This window comes from Paraburkholderia sp. GV068 (genome assembly GCF_003058125.1).
In the GTDB taxonomy this organism is placed as follows: domain Bacteria; phylum Pseudomonadota; class Gammaproteobacteria; order Burkholderiales; family Burkholderiaceae; genus Paraburkholderia; species Paraburkholderia graminis.
In genome coordinates, this window is record NZ_QBUB01000003.1 from 232,368 (window position 1) to 249,305 (window position 16,938).

Annotated in this window: 11 protein-coding genes; 1 reads left to right on the forward strand and 10 read right to left on the reverse strand. The window is 61.0% G+C overall.

The genetic code is table 11. From position 1 onward, the window contains the following. Positions 1 to 153: 153 nt before the first annotated feature. Positions 154 to 1,254: a glycosyltransferase gene (locus C8K18_RS08685; RefSeq protein ID WP_107707233.1), complete on the forward strand. Its 1,101-nt coding sequence runs from the start codon at positions 154 to 156 to the stop codon at positions 1,252 to 1,254. A 64-nt stretch (positions 1,255 to 1,318) separates the two neighbouring features. Here the strand turns inward: C8K18_RS08685 and C8K18_RS08690 are convergent, their stop codons facing one another. The 10 genes from C8K18_RS08690 to C8K18_RS08735 all read right to left on the reverse strand — a co-directional run bounded on the left by C8K18_RS08690 (position 1,319) and on the right by C8K18_RS08735 (position 16,896). After that, positions 1,319 to 3,202 (reverse strand): nucleoside-diphosphate sugar epimerase/dehydratase, encoded by a 1,884-nt coding sequence (locus tag C8K18_RS08690; RefSeq protein ID WP_053858966.1) that lies wholly within the window; start codon positions 3,200 to 3,202, stop codon positions 1,319 to 1,321. A gap of 12 nt (positions 3,203 to 3,214) precedes the next feature. Beyond that, entirely contained in the window at positions 3,215 to 4,237 is a 1,023-nt protein-coding gene (locus C8K18_RS08695) for a glycosyltransferase family 4 protein (protein WP_107707234.1), read from the reverse strand. Next, the gene (locus C8K18_RS08700; protein WP_107707235.1) at positions 4,231 to 5,202 is read right to left on the reverse strand and encodes an SDR family oxidoreductase; all 972 of its coding nucleotides are present in this window, start codon (positions 5,200 to 5,202) and stop codon (positions 4,231 to 4,233) included. Before C8K18_RS08700 ends, C8K18_RS08695 begins: the two co-directional genes overlap by 7 nt. Further along, on the reverse strand, positions 5,199 to 6,044 hold the full coding sequence (locus C8K18_RS08705) for a glycosyltransferase family 2 protein (RefSeq protein WP_107707236.1): 846 nt from the start codon (positions 6,042 to 6,044) through the stop codon (positions 5,199 to 5,201). Before C8K18_RS08705 ends, C8K18_RS08700 begins: the two co-directional genes overlap by 4 nt. A 223-nt stretch (positions 6,045 to 6,267) precedes the next feature. Beyond that, the gene (locus C8K18_RS08710) at positions 6,268 to 7,692 is read right to left on the reverse strand and encodes an FAD/NAD(P)-binding protein (protein WP_258196094.1); all 1,425 of its coding nucleotides are present in this window, start codon (positions 7,690 to 7,692) and stop codon (positions 6,268 to 6,270) included. A 31-nt stretch (positions 7,693 to 7,723) separates the two neighbouring features. Next, positions 7,724 to 8,731: an NAD-dependent epimerase/dehydratase family protein gene (locus C8K18_RS08715; protein WP_053857632.1), complete on the reverse strand. Its 1,008-nt coding sequence runs from the start codon at positions 8,729 to 8,731 to the stop codon at positions 7,724 to 7,726. Between the two features lie 12 nt (positions 8,732 to 8,743). After that, a complete protein-coding gene (locus tag C8K18_RS08720; RefSeq protein ID WP_107707238.1) occupies positions 8,744 to 13,972 on the reverse strand; it encodes a glycoside hydrolase family 99-like domain-containing protein in 5,229 nt (1,742 codons plus the stop codon). Positions 13,973 to 14,010: 38 nt separating this feature from the next. Next, entirely contained in the window at positions 14,011 to 14,688 is a 678-nt protein-coding gene (locus C8K18_RS08725) for a hypothetical protein (protein WP_107707239.1), read from the reverse strand. Between the two features lie 5 nt (positions 14,689 to 14,693). Then, positions 14,694 to 16,088 (reverse strand): ABC transporter ATP-binding protein, encoded by a 1,395-nt coding sequence (locus C8K18_RS08730; protein WP_107707240.1) that lies wholly within the window; start codon positions 16,086 to 16,088, stop codon positions 14,694 to 14,696. Further along, on the reverse strand, positions 16,078 to 16,896 hold the full coding sequence (locus C8K18_RS08735) for an ABC transporter permease (RefSeq protein ID WP_053857629.1): 819 nt from the start codon (positions 16,894 to 16,896) through the stop codon (positions 16,078 to 16,080). The genes C8K18_RS08730 and C8K18_RS08735 overlap by 11 nt, the downstream gene beginning before the upstream one ends. Between the last annotated feature and the right edge of the window lie 42 nt (positions 16,897 to 16,938).

Below are 16,938 nucleotides of genomic sequence, written 5' to 3' on the forward strand. Positions count from 1 at the left end.
TGCTAAATAGGTGAAATCCATGACTGGCGCGGCTTTCCGGGCCATTCTCGCCTCACTATCTGGGATAGTCGGCGGCATGGGCGAGCCCGGCGCTTTTCCGGGCGCGCAAGGTTTCGTTTGTATAATTCGGCGTCTTCGCTCAGGCCCACTTTCATGCTTAGTTTTGCGCTCGGCTTTCTCGTTTCACTGCTGATCACGCTGTTGATCGTGCGCTATGCGCATCTGCATGAAAAATTTTCGACGGACACCGATCTCGCCGGCGTGCAGAAATTCCATGTGCGTCCGGTGCCGCGCATCGGCGGAACGGGCATTCTGCTCGGGCTGATCGCGTCGGCGGTGCAATTGCACGGCGCGTACCCTGCCGTGTCGGGCGGCATCCTCGGACTCATTGCGTGCGGCATGCCGGCCTTCGGCTCGGGTCTCGTCGAAGACCTGACCAAGCGCGTGTCGCCGCTCGCGCGTCTAATCTGCACGATGGCCGCCGCCGCGCTCGCGTACTTTCTGCTGGACATCGCGGTGACGCGCATCAGCGTGCCGCCGCTCGACTTTCTGCTCTCGTATGCGGTGATCTCGTGCGCGGTGACGGTGCTCGCGGTCGCGGCGCTGGCGAACGCGATCAATATCATCGACGGCTTCAACGGCCTGGCTTCGATGGTCGCGTTCATGATGTTCGCGTCGCTCGCCTACGTGGCGTTCCAGGTGCACGACCCGATCGTGCTGTCGGCATCGTTCATGATGATGGGCGCGGTGCTCGGCTTCTTCATCTGGAACTTCCCGGCGGGTCTGATTTTTCTCGGCGACGGCGGCGCGTATTTCATCGGCTTCATGCTCGCCGAACTGTCGATCATGCTGGTGATGCGCAATCGCGATGTGTCAGCGTGGTATCCGGTGCTGCTCTTCATGTATCCGATCTTCGAGACGTGCTTCTCGATTTACCGGAAGAAGTTTATTCGCGGCATGTCGCCCGGCATTCCCGATGGCGTGCATCTGCATATGCTCGTGTATAAGCGGCTGATGCGCTGGGCAGTCGGCACGCGAACCGCGCGCGAACTTACGCGGCGCAATTCGCTGACGTCGCCTTATTTGTGGCTGCTGTGTCTGATTGCAGTGGTGCCGGCTACGCTGTTCTGGCGGCATACGCTGCATCTGTTCTGCTTCGTGGTGGTGTTCGCGGCGACTTATGTGTGGCTCTATGTGAGCATCGTGCGGTTCAAGTCGCCGCGGTGGATGGTGGTGAGGAAGACGAGGCGATAAAACGAAAAAGGCGCTGCATGAAGGCGCCTTTTCTCATCTCCTGCCGCACCGCCAATCGGGAACGTCACGACCCTCGCGTGATCGCCACCGGCACACTACGCAATGCAGTCGACGTCGCCGGCTGATATTCCGCGACCCAGCGGCGCAGATCGCGGCGCACTTCGTCGTCGGTCGGAACGCGGTGCTGCATCAGCCACGGCAGCAGGTTGTCGATCAGGCTGTCCGGCACTTCACGCGCCCGCGCGATGCGCAGCTTCGGATGCGGCGTGCGCGTCGTGGTTTCGTCGTCGGCAAGCAGTTCTTCGTAGAGCTTTTCGCCCGGACGCAGGCCCGTGAACACCACGCGAATCTGCTCGTCGGTGAAGCCATAAAGCCGGATCAGATCATGCGCAAGATCGGCGATGCGCACCGGCTTGCCCATGTCGAGAATGAAAATCTCGCCGCCGCGCCCCATGCTCGACGCCTGTAACACAAGCTGCGACGCCTCGGGAATCGTCATGAAAAAACGCGTGATTTCAGGATGCGTGACCGTGACCGGACCGCCGCGCGCAATCTGCTCCTGGAACTTCGGGATCACGCTGCCCGCGCTGCCGAGCACATTGCCAAAGCGCACGGTCTCGAACTGCGTGCGCCGCGCGCCCTGCTGTTGCAGCGACGAGCACACCATCTCCGCGAGGCGCTTGCTCGCGCCCATCACGTTGGTCGGATTGACGGCCTTGTCGGTGGAAATCAGCACGAAGCGCGCGACGTCGTGACGGATCGCCGCACGCGCCACGCGATAGGTGCCGAGCACGTTGTTGCGCACGGCCTGCCACGCGTTGACCTCTTCCATCAGCGGGACATGCTTGTAGGCCGCAGCGTGGAAAACGATATGCGGGCTGTAGCGCGCCATCACCTGATCGAGCAGCAGCGAGTCCTTCACGTCGCCGATGATCGGCACCACCGACACCTTCGGATACTTGTCGCAAAGCTCCTCGTTCAGCCGATAGATGGAGAACTCCGAGACGTCGAACGCGACCAGTTGCACCGGGCCGAAGCGCAGAATCTGCCGGCACAGTTCGGAGCCGATCGAGCCGCCCGCGCCCGTCACCATGACGACGCGGTTCTTCAGCAATGCCTCGACGTCGTCGGTGTCGATCATGACCGGGTCGCGGCCAAGCAGGTCTTCGAGATCGATCTGGCGGACGCGCGACAGGAAGGCCTGGCCTTGCGTGACTGCCGTCAACGCCGGCAACACGAGCGCGCGCACGCCGGCTCGCACGCAAAGCGTTGCGACGCGGCGTTGGACGTCGACCGACGCCGAAGGAATGGCGATGATCGCGTACTCGGTTTTCAACTCCTCGGCCATGCGCGGCAATTCGCTGATCGGCCCGAGCACCTTGTAGCCGTAGATTTCGCGACCGTGCTTGGAAACGTCGTCGTCGAGCAGTCCAACGAGACGCCATTCGCTCGAGCGCGACAACTCACGGGCGAGGCTCGCGCCCGCGTTGCCGGCGCCGAGCACGACCACGGGCTTGCCTTGGGCGACGAGGCCGCCGTACAGGTAGAACTCTTTGGTCGCACGGTAAAGCGCCCGCGATCCGCCCATGGCGAGGAACAGGAAGAGCGGCGAGACGACGAGCACCGAACGCGGCACGATCGGCGAGGGCTGCACCAGTACCGAAACAACCATCGCGACAAGCGCGCCCGCGATCACGGCTTTCGAAATCCGAACGAGGTCGGGCAGGCTCGCGAACACCCACATGCCGCGATACAGGCCGAAGATGCGGAACATCATGCCGTAGACCGGCAGAACCCAAAGCAGCGACCGCAGAGCGCCGACGCGGAAGTCGTAGGGAATCGAGCCGTTAAAGCGAAGGAGATACGCGATAAGCCACGATCCGGCAACTGCGGAAAGATCGAACAGGAAAGCGCTGAAAGACAGCCAAGCGGCCTTGTTTCGTAACATCAGCGGCATCCCTTACTTGTCTGACCGTGTTGATTGGAAATGACGCCAGCGCATGTCGATGACCACGCCTGCCAGAAAGAGAACAATCACCCAGGCGGCGACGATACACCACTGAAAAGCGGTAGCGCGGCCAAGGGCAATTATAGCAAGCGTTATGCCAGTGGCCATGAGCGCATACCATACGAGGGCTGTCCTCGCGTGCCCAATCCCACTACGCACCATACGCTGATAGTAGTGCTCGCGGTGCGCTTCCCAAAATTTTTCTCCGCGCAGCAGGCGGCGAGCGAGCGTGACCGACGCGTCGGCGATGAAAGGCGCGAATACCATCACCGGGAACCAGACCGGCCAGACGCCGCCGCGCCAGCCCCAATAACCGAAGGCCCCGGCGAGAAAGCCCAGCGATATCGATCCTGCGTCGCCGAGAAAAATGCGCGCCGGGTGAAAGTTGAAAACGAGGAAACCCAGAGCAGTACCGGACACCGCGACGGACGACCACGCCAGTTCCGGCAAGGGACGCTCGCTGAGCAGAGCGGCGACGGCATAGCCGGCGAAGCCGAACAGGGCCATTCCGCCCGCGAGCCCGTCCGCGCCGTCCATGAAATTGTAGAGGTTGACCAGCCACAACATCAGGAAGGCCAGGACTGCCAGCGCCCACCAGGGTACGCTGGCCGGGAACGCCGCGACCAGGCCGACGACAGCCACCAGGTGAGCCGCGAAGCGGACCCGCGCGGGCAGACCGCGGCGGTCGTCGATCTGTGAAACAGCCGCGAGAAACGCCGTGCCCAAGGCCGCGCACCAGAGCCCCGGCGCTAACAGCAACATCGCCGCCACGCTGACGGGAACAATGCCCCAGCCGCCGACTCGCGGCGTGGGCGCGTGGTGAAGCGAACGGTCATTGGGGACGTCCGTGGCGAGACGCCAGGCAAGTCCGGTTCGCAGCAACGTCCAAAGGATCGCGGCGCAAGCGCAAGCGGCTCCCAGCCCAATCAGGACCGCAGCCGACCAGCCCGGTAACGAGGCAAGGTATCTCAGCACTCGCTGCCTCCTCGTGTGCGGCGATACCAGCGGGCGGTCGCGGCCAGCCCTTCGTCTGTGGAATGCGGAGCGTGCCAGTCCAGCACGGTTCGAATCCGCGTGGTGTCCACCTGCAATGCGCCGACGAGCCGGTCTATTTGCGCGGAGCGGCCTGTCAGCCGGCCTGCAAGACGCAGGAGGCTCTCAGGTATCGGAACGAGGCGCGCCGGCTTCTGCAAATGACGGCCCAGCGCGCGGCACAATTCGGCCACGGTCGGCGCGTCGGTGTCCGCGACATGGAAGCATTGCCCCGCGGCGCGTGGATCGATTGCAGAGCGCATCAGCGCATCGGCGAGATTTTCGACATAGACGAGACTGCGTCGTCCGCGCACGGCCCCGAGCGGCAATGGCATCCCGCGCCATATGCCGTCCATCAGACGCAGGAAGTTGGCGCGCACCTCGGGCCCATAGACGAGCGGCGGACGCACGATCACCACCTCAAGCCCCGACTCGCGACCGTAACGAACCAGCGCCTGCTCGGCGGCCAGTTTCGAGCGGCCGTAAGCGTCTTCGGGAGCCGGCACATCGTCTTCAGTCAGCGGACGGCCGTTGTCGGCTTCCGCGATCGCCTTGATACTGCTGACAAAGACGAAACGCCGTGCGCCATGTCGCCGCGCTGCGCGCGCGACGCGCAGCGTGCCGTCGACATTCGTCGCATGGAAAGCGGCCTCAGGATCTTCCGAAACTTCGTGCATGACATGCACGCGCGCCGCCAGGTGGACGACGCAATCGGCAGCGAGCGCCGCCGGCCATTGCGCTTCGAGCGCCGCGAAGTCCGCGCTCGGCTCGATCCACTCGCTGACACCCGGCTCGACGCCCCCGCCGCGCCGGACCAGACCGGTGACCGTGTGCCCCGCGCCGCACAAGGCGCGGCACAGCGCGCGACCGACAAACCCGTTGGCTCCAGTAACGAGTATGTGACTCATAGCCACTTCCATCCGAAGCGATTGAAGAACTTGTAGGCGGAAGCCATGAACATGCGGATATGAGCGAAGCCTTTGTTCGCCGCGCCGCCGCCGTGGTGCAGAACCCGGACCGAGGGCGCGTAGACGACCCGCGTGACGTCGTGGGCGCGAAGGCTTAGATCGTAGTCCTCGAAATAAAGGAAGTATCGAGCGTCGAAGCCCGCCAGTTGCTTCAATACGCTCGTGCGAAACATCATGAAGCAGCCGCTGACGATCGGCGGGTCCCAAACGACGTCCTGGGCGTTGATCATGTCGCGCATCTCATACCGTGCGAGGCGCCGCGCGAACCATCGCCGCAACCGACCAGGCAGAAAACCACGCGCGAATAGATCCAGGAGCGTGGGGTATCGACGGCAAAGGAATAGTTGATGGCCGTGCTCATCGCCTATCCAGGGTGTGATAAGTCCGGCCTGCGCATGGGCGTCGAAGAAATCGAAGGCTTTGCACAATGCGTCGGGCGCCAGATCGATGTCGGGGTTCAGCACAAGGTGATAGCGGTTCGCGCTGCGTTCGATCGCGAGGTTGTGGCCGCGGCCGTAGCCCACGTTGCCATGTCCGGAAATGACGGTCGTCGAAACTCCGTGCCGTTCCAGTTCAGTGAGCGTGGCCCGCATGTCAGGCAGGCCGCCGTTGTCCACCAGGTACAGGCTGACCGGCACGCCCGGCCGGCCGGCGCGCAAGCTCTCGCTCGCCGTCGCGAGGCCGGCAAGCGTGGCGTTCAGTTGTTCTATATCCGGGCGATAGACCACCACCGACACGGACAGTCCTTCCAGTCCGGAATGCGGCTCTGCTGTAGCTTTCATGAGTTGTAACTGCGTGTCTTGTGGCGGGCACGTCGGTCGAAATGCCGTTGTTTGGCCGAACAAAAGTTTGCTCAAGCTTGCCGGTTCCGGCAAGTCGGCTTTACGTTCGTGATCGGCGGGCCTGCAATTATCTCATTACCAGGCAGGCGCCAAGGCAGCGCGAGAAGCCGTCAGCTCGTGACGGAGCGCGGCGCGGCAAATAGAGAGCGGACGGCAGCCCCGGTCAGATTCCGCTGCGCACCGCGGAAGTCAGATCCTGCAGGAGCTGATCGGCCAGTGCTGCCGCGTGTTGCCGCAATTCGGGCACGGCAATCGCCTCCCAATACATGGCCCGAAGCATGGGACCGACGTAGAAGAGATTGTCAGCCGGGTGACCGTTCGCATCGATCACGCGGTATCGATCGTCGACATCGAGCCCCAAGCGGAGCTTGTCGCGACGAATCTGGCGCGCATGAAAGAGCTGCCTCAGCAAAGGCGAACCCACCTTCGCGAGGTCGTAGTTCGGCCCGGTGCAATTGATCACGGCGCTGACCGTCAGCGGCCGGATCGCTCCGAACGGGCGCGTGCCCAGCGCGACATGAAGCATGCCGTCCTCTTCATGCGCGTTGCGAACCGCTCCGGCGATACGTTCAACGTGCCCGGCCTTCAGCAGATACTGGAGGCGCTGACCGATAACCGGCGCAAGTCTATGCCGATGGATGTCCCAATAGGGCAAAAGCGTGCGGAGGAAGCGCGCGCGCTCCGCAGGCGGGAGACTGCGCCATAGCGTCGATGTGTGCGGGCGCAACTCGTTCAGCGCGTCTCGCCAATCCTCTCCGCGAGCGACGCGTTGAGCGACGCAGTCGCGCAGCGATTTTGCGTAAGCCCTGATGGTGGGAGGTAATGATGCGAACCGCTCCGGGTATCCGACCTTGACCGGCAACCTGGGGTTCGGACGGTGCGTGTGAGGCACGAGACCTCGGCGCGAGAACATGAACACCTTGCGCTCGGGGCTGAGCCGCACAAGGCGCAGCAAAGTGTCGATGCCGGTGTGCCCCATGCCCATGACAGCAACGGGCGCTGCCGGATTTAACGCGTCGATTGCATCGAAGTCCCAAGGCTGCAAGATTCTGTGCGCGACGTCGCTGGAGAAGCACTGCGGCACATCCGGTGCGAAGTGCCCCGTTGCAAGCACGACCCGCTGCGCGTGCAGGATCTGCCCGTCTTCGAATTCGATCCGATACCGCCGGGGCTCTTGCTCCAGGTGCAAAGCGACAGCTTGCCCCCGGTATCGCGTAAGGACATCGGGACACATTCGCTCTGCTTGCGCGAGCGTGTGTTCCAGATAGTCGCCATATACCGTGCGCGGCACGAACGATCCGGCGTTCAACCGCGCATCGAGACGCTCCAGGTATTCGACGAAGTCTCCAGGCCGATCGGGGAACGCGCTCATGTTGCCGGCCGGCACGTTCAGCAGAAGCTCGGGGTGTGCAGTGCGATAAGCGAGCCCCCGCCCAAAACCCGGTCCGTTGTCGATCAGGACGACGCGAAGCGTGCTCGCCCGCGCGCTGCGCAGCAGGCCGACTGCCGTCAGCGCGCCACTGAATCCGCCGCCGATGATCGCAATGGTCGTCGCGACGCCCTGGGCGGAGCCGGCCACGCCGGACACCGGCTTCAATGCCCCGTCGCCGCTTGCGCTGCTAGCCAGAATATCCTCCGATTGCCAGCAACGACTGCGCCGCCAATTCGCGCTTCATCCAGGCGGCGAAGCGTTCAACGCCTTCCTCGAAATCGACTTTCGGTGACCAGCCGAGCGAACGGCGCGCACTTTCGATGCAGAGCACGCTCGCCGGTACGTCGAACGACCGGCCCGGCCGATAGCGTCGAATAGCAGGCTGGCCCACCGTGCGCTCGAGCACATCGAGCACCTCGTTGATACTGTGTCCCCGACCCGATCCGATGTTGAACAGGCGTTCGCTGCCTTTCAGGTCGATCGAGAGCAGCAGCGCAGTCACGACGTCTTCAATGTAGATGTAATCGCGGATGACAGAACCGTCGCCCCACACTTCGAGTGTTTCGCCCCGAAGAATACGGCCGAGGAAGACGGCGACGGCCCCTTGCCCCGACTCCGCGCGCTGACCTTCGCCAAAAGGATTGGCCAATCGCAATACCGCGTAATCCAGGCCGTGTTGCTGATGGAACAAAGCGAGGTATTTTTCGATTGCGAGTTTGGCTATCCCGTACGAACACACGGGATTCGTCGGGTGCGTTTCGGGGACGGGCACCGCTTGCGGCACGCCATAGACGGTCCCGCCGGAAGACACGAAAATCACTTTGGTCACGCCCGACTTGACCGCTTGCGTGAGCAGACGAACGGTGCCGAGCAGGTTGGTTTCAACATCGAACGCAGGGTCGGCATTCGAGGATTTCGGCAACGTGGTCGACACGAGATGAAAGCAGACGTCGACACCTTCGAGCGCACATGCAAGATCCAGCGGATTAACGAAATCGCCCTGGAAAAGCTCGAAATTCGGATGCTCAATCGCCTGTGCGCAGCGCGCGCCCGTGTGCGGACGCTCGAAACAGCGAACGTAATAACCGTGCTCGAGCAACGCGCGCGTCAAGTGCGATCCGATAAAGCCTCCTCCCCCCAAGACGAGACACCGCTTCGTGCTGGCTGCAATCTCACGACTGGCATGGCTATGCATATTCGTCCACCGTCAGTTGAGTTGTAGGAGATCGCACCGGCGCTCTTCGGAACCTATCCGTCGTTTGCCGTGCGACATTTTGAAAAGCTCAACGTACTTCGCCGTCACCATATCGATCTTGTAGCGGTTAGCGACCTCGCGCACGAGAGCGCGAGTTCTCTGGTACTTCTGCTCGTCCGACGCAAAAGCTGCGATGATTTGCGAGACCGCATCCACCGGCACGGCCCAGTCTTCGAGTTCGATGACCGCGCCGGCAACTTCGTTGCCTTCGGTGAGCATGTTGCGGATATCCCCGACGTCCGTCGCAATGTAGGGTCTGCCCGCAAACAGGCAATCGACGATCGTCAACGGAAAACTTTCGGACTTGAATTTCGTCAACATGATGCCCATGTCCGCCGCCGCGTAATGGCCCACGGAGTTCTCCGAGAAACCCGCGAAGTGAACGAAGTCGAACGCCCCGCTTTGGCAATACTCGTCGTACACAGGACCGTTGCCCACGAGAATCAGGCGAATGTCGCGGTTCGACAGTGCACGGGCCCGCTCCACGGCCTCGATGGTCTCGGCCCAACCCTTGTCAGGAATCGCCCGGCTCACACAGCACAACACGAACGCATCTTCGGGTATGCCCATGCTCGACCGGCTCACCGGCACGATGGTCGGCGGCATCATTCCGTTCGGAATCTTCGCAAAGCGGGTCGAAGTCTCGTCGTACAGTCCGCAGTCGATAAACGGCCCCAGGTTCTTGTCCGCCGTGTAGACCCAGGTCGTGACTTTCTCGTCGGCCAGACGAAGTTGCTCTTCCGTCGCGCCGAATGCGTCGCCGTGCTCGATCATTCCGTGCAACGACGCAACGTGTACGCGCAAACTGTCGTACACGTCGGGCACCTGCGACGGATACTTCTGCAAGTGCCATTGATGCGTGTTCAACGCCTCGATGCCGAACGCACGGATAAGTTCTCTGGTCGCCGTCACGTCCGATACCTCGACGACCGGAACATCGTTGCGGACCATTTCACGAATGCGGTCGTCGTGCACCATCAAGCCGGTATTGAGGAGCAGCACGGAATGACCTTGCCGCTTCAGCTCGTTCACGATGCGGATGGGGAGGATCTCAGCACCACCCGGACTAAAGCCCATGGTCGTGACCATGACGTTCGGCAAGCGCCGCTGGCGTGCCTGCAATATCGAAAAGTAATCGTACCAACGCAAGAACTCTTCACTATCGCCGCCGACAACGCGCAAATAGAAGTCTTCGTATCCCTTGCGGCAACGCTCGAGTACTTCGAGTGGCACATCGTAAAGTTCTGCAACGGTACGACTCGCCATGCCGACTTCGCGATAGAACACTTCGCGCTTATAGGTCGTGTCGGCCGTGCTGCCGGGATAGCGCCGGAAAAAGTTGGTTGCATCGGCGCAAAAGGCGATTTTCCCGCCGCGCAAAAGATGGAGATAGAACACCCAGTCGCCCGCGACGCGCATGGACAGCCACGACTCGTCGTTAAGAAGCGGCATGTCGACCGGCCGCCTGAAGACAACGCTACTCGCGTTCGGGACGGTGTTCTTGATGCCGAGCGCCGTTCTCACTTCGTTATGCGCCGTTTCGACGTAACTGCTATTCCACCTTTCCGGGTTGTCGAGATCGCTTACGTAGCATTCGAAATTACCGTCGATGGGGTTTTCATCGCGATCGACGAATAGCGAGAAGCTATACGCCAGCATGACCGCTTCATCGTTGAAGGTCGAAACAAGGGTCTCGAGGAACGAAGCGTCACAGAAGTCGTCGCTTTCGGCGATCCAGACGAGATCGCCAGTTGCGGCCTGAATCCCTCTGGCCCATTGACGGAATACGCCGCCGGAGTTCCGGTCGTTGTATAACGTCCGGCTGATTTCCGGATAGGCCGCTGCGTACTCATCCATTACTGCGCGGCTTTCGTCCGGCGAGCAATCGTCGAGCAACAGCACCTCGATATTCTTGTAGGTCTGACCGTACACGCTGTCGAGGCGGCGCCTGAGAAACTGCTCGTGCCGGTAGTTCGGAACGATGACGGAAACCTTAGGCATCTTCTTGCCCGACTCGTGTCCCGTCAGCGCCCGCGCCGTCTCGTTCAGACGGTTAAAGCCCGTTCTATGGTCCGGCTCCAGCGCGACGCCCTCGTTCCAGTCGTTCCACGCGTTGACGAAAACCATGCGCCGATCCGCGGGTTGAGACGTTCTCGCATTGCTGATCGCCGCATCCAGCCACCGCCGGTACGCCTTGGGATGGAAACGGGAATAGACGATCGAATCGACGCCGCGGACCGCGGAATTATCGCGAGCCAGCGTGACGACAGGATAGGAGAAATGGCCAGGCGCACGGTCTTGCGATAGCCGCGACACACCGTTGGCCGCAACCACGCTGTAGGGAACGACATTGATACCGCCTTTGGACAGGGGCGTGAAGGTGCCGATTTCCCCGGTCACGGACAGATCCAGCGACGCTTCGAAGAGCTCGGTCAGTTCCGTGCGCGACATGTCGTCGTGATCCGCCGACCAGGCTCCGATGAACCTCGGTGCGTTCACGCCCTGTTGCGCAAGATGCTGACGCAAGCTCGCGATGAACTCGCCCATCTGCTGCGCGTTTCCGGCTACGGACATCAGCACGACCGGCCTGTCGTCGATGTGGATATAACGACGATCGGCGAAACAAAGCGCGAGCTTGCCGGCGATTGCACGCGACTGTTCGTCGGACTTTGCGTGCAACTGGACGCAAAAACGAATGTCCGCGTCTTCAGTCGCGAGCAAGCTGTCTACCGGCTGTGGCGGTACTGAACCGTCGGCGTCTGTGCCGAGGTCGAAACAGAACGCGTACACGCCATGACGTCGCGCCGCCTGCGCCTGCCAGCGCATGACGTCCTTGTCCAGCGGATCATAAAATCCTGGCTGCGTGCTCGGCAGAAAAGGCTGCAAATGCCCTTTGAACATTGGACGGCCGGCGCGCGCGACAGACCAGTCGGGCGCTTTATAGAAAGCGATCAACTTGACGTCCGATTCGATAGGTCCGAACCAGATGTCTTTCTCATGCAGATTGCTGGCCGCAGGCGCCGCGCGCCGCGCCTCACTCGCTCCAGCAATGGCGTAGTGCCAGAACGGATTGATGCCGGCCTCGCGAATGTCGCGATACGTATCGAGGTAATACCGTGTGTCGAAGTCGTCCGACGGATTGCGCCCTTCTCGCCAGCCAGATTCGCAATAGTGGCGAATCGCCTCACCCGGACTCAGGTTGAGCTCCGAATTCACCGAAACGTAATAGCTCTCGTCAAACAGTCCCGACTGCCTGATCGCGTCGACCTCGGCATCGAGGGCATTGTTCACGATTGCATGTTCGTCGCTCTGCGCTGTCACCTGGCCGTCTGCGGGCTCGCGATGAGGAGCGTCGACGGCGGCCACGTCGGTTTGCGACGAATGCGCGACGTCGACGGATGCCGCCGTCGCGCTTGCGTGGACGATGCGCCCTTCGCGCTTTCCAAAGCGCAGATAGTGCAACAGAGGATTGACGAGTGCGCGGTCGACGTCCGGGTTATCGGACAGATATTGGGCGGTGCTGAAGGCGGGCGATGGATCGCGTCGCTCGCGCCAGCCATGTGTCAGATAGTGCCTGACGGGATCAAGCCCGGCCTCGCGCACGTCCGGATTGCTGGCGAGATAAAACGAGCCGTCGAACAGGTTATTGCCGCGAATGGCGCGGATCGCAAGACGCGTCTGCAACGCGCGGCGCGCACGCGCGATTGGCGATGCGCTGCGCATTTCGTCCGGTCGCGAGCGGCCCAATACACGGCGGTACGCTGTGGCGCCCTTGCGAATGCGCGTGGCGAGTTGCCACGTGTGAGATCCGAAAATTTCGGCGAGCCGTTGGCGCTCCGATTCGAGTTGCGCGCCTTTCTCCGCAGCTTCTTGCTGAAGCATTGCAATCTGGCGATCACCTTCGGCAATTTGCGCATCGCGTTCCGCGAGCGCGCGCTCGAGGTGCCACATGTGCGCCTCGCACTCCGCAATGCGCGCTTGTCGTGCCTCGATGGTTCGTTCCAGCGATTTCACCTGCGCGTTGCTCTGGATCGCTTGCCGACTGAGCCGGGAAACCTCCGCATCGCGTCCCGCGATGGCGCGATTCAGATTCGCGATTATCTGGTCACGCCCTGCGACAGCCGCGTCGCGGGCGGCGATGTCCGCTTCGCGATCGGTTTGCAAGGCGTCGCGCTGCGCCCGCAACGTCTCAACCTCCATCTGCAAGGCGTCGCGCTGCGCTCGTGTAGCGTCGCGCTCAGACGCAGCATTTCCAAGCACTGCGATTCGTGTGTCGCGTTCGCGGACGGCCTGGCTAAGTGCAGCCAACCGCTCCGAGCGCTCGCCGAGCTGCGTGTGCCGGGCGCGCAGCAGATGCACGGCCTTGAGCGCGACGTCGGCCTGCTCTTCGGAGAAGCTCTCCTTGGCCCCTGGCAACGCTCGGTCATAGCCGAATGCATCGAAGTCTTCCGCATACATCGCGCGCAGCAATTCGCCGCTTCGCTCGGTGATGAAATCCGGCTGAAAAGGAATGAGGCTCTCGTTCGCCCGATGCACGGCGAACGGATCAGGCAGGTAGCCGCCGAGCCACTCCTTCAGTGCAGCGCTCAAAGGCGCATTGTCTTCGACTTTCGCGATCCGGGAATATTCGATGATGTCCGGCCTCAGCAACGAAGCCTGCGGCATCCAGTGATGGTCCCAGAACGACGGTGCCTCGTTGCTCGCGAGATGTTCGAGAAACGCCTCGAACGCGGGCGCAATGTCCTGCCTCGAGTTGACCGGCAGATGAAAAAACTCGAACTTCGTATAGCGTCCGACCTGCAGCGGCTCCTGCAACAGCAGCTTGGATTGCCACGCGGAGAAGATGCGCTTATACGGGTTTCGCACCACCGCGAAGCGGAAGTACTCGTTCGAGGTCAACGCTTCATACAGCGCGTCTTTGTCCAGACCCGTGACGTGCGGCGCGACCTTGTGCGATTCGTGAACGACGAGTTCAGGATCGGATTCGGAGCTATCGTTAATGTCGTACAGCGACTCGGCATAGCCTTCCAGCGCCGCGAACCACCACTTCAACGAGGTGCACGCCACCTTGGGCGTGGCGATATAAAACAGCTTGTGCCGTTCGGAACGATAGCTGTTCCAGCGCAGGAACTGGAACAGCTTCTCCTGCGCCGCCAGCTTTCCATCAACAACGTCACTCATTTCCCACCCTTTCCAATCGCTCGATAATCACTGGCGGATCATAGGGATCCGCCGACGAATGCGTTACATCTTTCGGCCCAGATTCCGGCGACTTTTGATTTGTCCAAGTGATGATCTGTGGGGTCGGGGTTTCTAAAAAAATCATGAACCAACACGGATGAACGATCCAACGTCGCATTGCCGACGTCGAAATAGCTGAGTCTCATTTGGGTAGCCATGTCCGCCAGGCAGCGGTTGTAGCGCAGTGTCAAATCCGTCCGATCCCGCAAGCTAACCGCAATCTCACTACGTTTGTTGGCGACTTCGCTCATGTCTACACCGTCGCGAATCGTCGGCAAGCTCGCACCAGTCACGCATACCCTCGTGAACCCCATCCGCAGGACCTCGCCCACAAACTGACGATAGGCCCGCAAAGATTCATTGAACTGCGTCTCCACACTTTCGCCAATTTTCATGGCACGCCACCACATCACAAACCCGCAGTCCACCTCCCCGAGGTGGATAAGAACGCTAGCGTTCCGGGGACAGGCGGAGAGCGACTCCTTGAACAGATTGACCGCGTTGGTCAAGGAGTTCGGATTTCTCAACCCCACGACGGTTGCCCCTGGCACGATGGAGAAGACACTGCGCTCGACGTCCAGCAGATTGAGATCGGCCGCGAACTGCAGTGCTTCGAGATGTGAGTCTCCTAGTGCGATAAGGTGGCGGGATGCCATACCGACTACACCACCGCCAGATCGAGCGTCGGTTCGCTTGCTGCGAGATCGACGTAGCCAAACGACTTCTGCTTTTCCGTCGGACTAATGCGAAACATGACGGCATCGAGAATCCGATGCGCACACGCGGGTTCTTCCGCTGACCAGATGCCCCCGCCCGCGAAATACGCTCCCTGAATCAGGTTCATGCTGAAAGCGAATCTAAGTCTGAACTGCTTCCCAGCGCGTACGTCCGTCACGTAACGGCCCTCTTCCGGATAACGCTGACCGGTAACCACAGCGCCCTGAATGTTGCGAATGTGGATCCCAAAGAACACGCCGGCAAAGTCCCGCGTGAACACACCCTGCATCTCCAGGTAATACGTTTCACCCGACTGCAGCACATTGACCACGCGCCCGTCTTCGCTGCGAAATGCGATGGATTGAATCTCCGCGCCCTGCGCCGGATAGACCGTGGTGGTCTCCGGCACGAGTCCTGGATCGAACGTGGACTCGGCGTTCTTCGCTGCGTCCTGAGCGGCAAGCACGATGTCTGCCGCGGCACCTGCGGCACCCGCGGCACCCGCGGCACCATTAACGGCGCCGGCACTGCTGTCCGCCGCGCGAAATTCGCGGACCAGTGATTCGTGATCCGCTTTGGGCGCGTAAAGCAGCTTCTGATACGCGCGCACGGCTTGCGCCGCCGGCGCATACATGATGCGGCTGCCACTGTCGAGCAGCAGAGACCGTTCGCACAACTCGATGACGCTGGCCGCCGAGTGCGAGACAAAGAGGATCGACGTGCCGCGGCTTTTCAGTTCTTCGAGCCGCGCAAAGCATTTGCGCTGGAATTTCTCGTCGCCCACCGCAAGCGCTTCGTCGACGACAAAAATGTCCGGGTCGATCATCGCCTGCACCGCGAATGCGAGCCGGACCACCATGCCGCTCGAATACGTTTTGACCGGCTGATCCAGAAAGTGGCCGATATCTGCGAACGCAACGATATCGTCGAAGCGCGCTTCCACTTCCTGGTGACTGAGGCCCAACACTGCCGCGTTAAGGAACACGTTCTCGCGACCCGTGAAGTCGGGGTTGAAGCCGGAGCCCAGTTCGAGCAACGCAGCGATTCGGCCTTTCGTTTCGAGCGTCCCATGCGTGGGATTGAGGGTGCCGCAAATCATCTGCAGCAAGGTCGATTTGCCGCTTCCGTTACGCCCGATAATTCCGACGGTCTCGCCGCGCCGCACTTCGAACGATACGTCGCGAAGCGCCCAGAATTCATGAAAGTACTGCGCAGGCGCAGCGCCGATCATTCTCCGTACGCGGGGCAAAACGAATTGCTTGAGCCGATCTCTCGGCTGGTCGTAGATCTGATAGCGCTTGCTCAGGTTCTCGACCTTGATCGCGATTTCAGAGGACATCGGCAAATCCCGTGCGTGTCTTCTGGAACCAGGCGAAACCCAGCCAGGCGATGAATGCGCTGATCACCAAGTAGACTCCTAACATTTCGAAGCTCGGAACTTTGCCCCAGTACAGTACATCGCGCGCCGACTCGATTACGGGCGTCAATGGATTGAGATAGAGCAACGGACGATATTTTTCAGGCAACGTTGTTGCAGGATAGAAGATCGGCGAAAGAAACATCAAGACAGTTGTCAGGATGCCGATGACCTGCGCAACGTCGCGCAAAAATACGCCGAGCGACGCCAGCGCCCAACTCAGTCCCATCGTGAAGAGAATGAAGGGGATCAGCACGAGCGGCAGCAAGACAACCGTTGCGTGCGGCGCTCCAAAAAAGATGCAATAGGCGATGAGCCAGACGAGCAAGCTGACGCCGCCGTGAAAAAGAGCCGACCCTAGGCTCACCCAAGGAAGTATTTCAAGCGGAAATACGACTTTCTTTACGTAATTGGGGTTACCGAGGATGAGACCGGGTGCCCGATTTATGCATTCCGCAAACAGATTAAATAGCATCAGACCCGCAAATAGCACGAGCGCGAATTCCGTCTTGGAATCGCTGGCTGCGTTCCACCGAGCCTTCATCAGGCCACTGAACACGAGCGTATAGACGGCCAGCATCAGCAGCGGATTGAAGAACGACCAAAAGATGCCGAGAAACGAACCCCGGTAGCGTCCGAGCACCTCGCGCCGAACAGACAATGCGATCAGCCTCCGGTTACGCCACAGACTGATCGCTAGCTCGCGCGGATGAACTGAAAACTTTTGCATTCGAAGAACGCCTTATGCTTTTTGAAAGAACTCTCACGACGG

Coding starts and splice junctions, on each gene's coding strand:
- C8K18_RS08685 (WP_107707233.1), top strand. CDS start 154: ATGCTTAGTTTTGCGCTCGGCTTTCTCGTTTCACTGCTGATCACGCTG.
- C8K18_RS08705 (WP_107707236.1), bottom strand. CDS start 6,044: ATGAAAGCTACAGCAGAGCCGCATTCCGGACTGGAAGGACTGTCCGTG.
- C8K18_RS08730 (WP_107707240.1), bottom strand. CDS start 16,088: ATGTCCTCTGAAATCGCGATCAAGGTCGAGAACCTGAGCAAGCGCTAT.
- C8K18_RS08715 (WP_053857632.1), bottom strand. CDS start 8,731: ATGCATAGCCATGCCAGTCGTGAGATTGCAGCCAGCACGAAGCGGTGT.
- C8K18_RS08690 (WP_053858966.1), bottom strand. CDS start 3,202: ATGTTACGAAACAAGGCCGCTTGGCTGTCTTTCAGCGCTTTCCTGTTC.
- C8K18_RS08735 (WP_053857629.1), bottom strand. CDS start 16,896: ATGCAAAAGTTTTCAGTTCATCCGCGCGAGCTAGCGATCAGTCTGTGG.
- C8K18_RS08700 (WP_107707235.1), bottom strand. CDS start 5,202: ATGAGTCACATACTCGTTACTGGAGCCAACGGGTTTGTCGGTCGCGCG.
- C8K18_RS08720 (WP_107707238.1), bottom strand. CDS start 13,972: ATGAGTGACGTTGTTGATGGAAAGCTGGCGGCGCAGGAGAAGCTGTTC.
- C8K18_RS08725 (WP_107707239.1), bottom strand. CDS start 14,688: ATGGCATCCCGCCACCTTATCGCACTAGGAGACTCACATCTCGAAGCA.